Here is a 1,962-nt window from a genome sequence, read left to right on the forward strand (position 1 = left end):
TATTCTCTGTGGCTAAATAGTAAATGTAATGTGAGACATTGTGACGTTTTAGTTCAGAATAAAACCAGTGATAGTTTAAATTATTTCGCACTTTATCGAATATTTGTTTAAAAATGGCAACCTGAGCCATTGTAGTACCTTCCATGTGATATGAAGGTACCTAGTCTGCACGATTATCTAAATTGCTTCAATCTGGTCTGACCTGCTTTCTGAGCAATTCAGTAATGTCACTCTTTTCTTTGTTTGCTTCAGGCGAAACTCTTTTTTCTGAGCACAGTCTTCGGCGGCAGGCTTCAATGACCCAGGCTGAGAAATTCCCGGACCCTTTTTGATCAAGAGCGATGTTAATTTGTTCAATCATTTGGTTAGGAAAGCGGATGTTGCGGGTTGTTGTTCTGCGGGTTCTGTTCTTCGTTGACATGAGGTTGTCCCGTATTCAGTGTCGCTGATTTGTATTGTCTGAAGTTGTTTTTACGTTAAGTTGATGCAGATCAATTAATATGATACCTGCGTCATAATTGATTATTTGACGTGGTTTGATGGCGTAGATGCACGTTGTGACATGCAGATGATAATTATTATCATTTTGCGGGTCCTTTCCGGCGATCCGACAGGTTACGGGGCGGCGACCTCGCGGGTTTTCGCTATTTATGAAAATTTTCCGGTTTAAGGCGTTTCCGTTCTTCTTCGTCGTAACTTAATGTTTTTATTTAAAATACCCCCTGAAAAGAAAGGAAACGACAGGTGCTGAAAACGAACTTTTGGGCCTTTGTCGTTTCCTTTCTCTGTTTTTGGCCGTGGAATGAACAATGGAAGTCAACAAAAAGCAGCTGGCTGACATTTTCGGTGCGAGTATCCGTACCATTCAGAACTGGCAGGAACAGGGAATGCCCGTTCTGCGAGGCGGTGGCAAGGGTAATGAGGTGCTTTATGACTCTGCCGCCGTTATAAGATGGTATGCCGAAAGGGATGCTGAAATTGAGAACGAAAAGCTGCGCCGGGAAGTTGAAGAACTGCGGCAGGCCAGCGAGACAGATCTCCAGCCAGGGACTATTGAGTACGAACGCCATCGACTTACGCGTGCGCAGGCCGACGCACAGGAGCTGAAAAATGCCAGAGACTCCGCTGAAGTGGTGGAAACCGCATTCTGTACTTTCGTGCTGTCGCGGATCGCAGGTGAAATTGCCAGTATTCTCGACGGGATCCCCCTGTCGGTGCAGCGGCGTTTCCCGAACGGCACGGTCGATGTGTTCCGCGGCTGGGTCAGCAGTATCGGTAAGGCGGTGACGGCGAAGGAAGTGATTACCCGCACGGTGAAAGTCACCAACGTAGGACGTCCGTCGATGGCAGAAGATCGCAGCACGGTAACAGCGGCAACCGGCATGACCGTGACGCCTGCCAGCACCTCGGTGGTGAAAGGGCAGAGCACGACGCTGACCGTGGCATTCCAGCCGGAAGGCGCAACCGACAAGAGCTTCCGTGCGGTGTCTGCGGATAAAACAAAAGCCACCGTGTCGGTCAGTGGTATGACCATCACCGTGAAAGGTGTTGCTGCAGGCAAGGTCAACATTCCGGTCGTATCCGGTAATGGTGAGTTTGCTGCGGTTGCAGAAATCAACGTCACCGCCAGTTAATCCGGAGAGTCAGCGATGTTCCTGAAAACCGAATCATTTGAACATAACGGTGTGACCGTCACGCTTTCTGAACTGTCAGCCCTGCAGCGTATTGAGCATCTCGCCCTGATGAAACGACAGGCAGAACAGGCGGAGTCAGACAGCAACCGGAAGTTTACTGTGGAAGACGCCATCAGAACCGGCGCTTTTGTGGTGGCGATGTCCCTGTGGCATAACCATCCGCAGAAGACAAAGCTGCCTTCTATGAATGAATTGGTGCTCATACGCACTCCGTTGCGATTGGTTCACATGGACACACCATCACCGTTAACGCTGCTGGTAACGCGGA

At 49.3% G+C, this 1,962-nt stretch carries 4 protein-coding genes and 1 pseudogene; 3 read left to right on the forward strand and 2 right to left on the reverse strand.

Going from position 1 to position 1,962, the window contains the following annotated elements:
* Positions 1 to 130: DUF1398 family protein (locus tag OQV04_RS24405; RefSeq protein WP_134811236.1), on the reverse strand; the 130-nt coding region annotated here is incomplete at its 3' end.
* A gap of 57 nt (positions 131 to 187) precedes the next feature.
* The gene (locus OQV04_RS24410; protein WP_001309326.1) at positions 188 to 421 is read right to left on the reverse strand and encodes a YlcI/YnfO family protein; all 234 of its coding nucleotides are present in this window, start codon (positions 419 to 421) and stop codon (positions 188 to 190) included.
* A 388-nt stretch (positions 422 to 809) separates the two neighbouring features.
* On the opposite strand from OQV04_RS24410, the pseudogene OQV04_RS24415 reads away from it, so the two are divergent.
* The 3 genes and pseudogenes from OQV04_RS24415 to gpG all read left to right on the forward strand — a co-directional run.
* Positions 810 to 1,304: pseudogene (locus OQV04_RS24415) on the forward strand (terminase small subunit); the annotation flags it as partial.
* Positions 1,305 to 1,343: 39 nt separating this feature from the next.
* Positions 1,344 to 1,634, forward strand: a complete 291-nt coding sequence (locus OQV04_RS24420; RefSeq protein ID WP_375156540.1) for an Ig-like domain-containing protein — start codon at positions 1,344 to 1,346, stop codon at positions 1,632 to 1,634.
* Positions 1,635 to 1,649: 15 nt separating this feature from the next.
* On the forward strand, positions 1,650 to 1,962 hold a 313-nt coding region (gene gpG, locus OQV04_RS24425; protein ID WP_247806878.1), incomplete at its 3' end, for a phage tail assembly chaperone G.

It is taken from the genome of Escherichia sp. Lx600-2 (genome assembly GCF_036662595.1).
GTDB lineage: Bacteria > Pseudomonadota > Gammaproteobacteria > Enterobacterales > Enterobacteriaceae > Escherichia > Escherichia coli.

Bases quoted from the DNA above. Each gene is read 5' to 3' on its own strand.
- OQV04_RS24410 (WP_001309326.1), bottom strand. From the start codon at position 421: ATGTCAACGAAGAACAGAACCCGCAGAACAACAACCCGCAACATCCGC.
- OQV04_RS24420 (WP_375156540.1), top strand. From the start codon at position 1,344: ATGGCAGAAGATCGCAGCACGGTAACAGCGGCAACCGGCATGACCGTG.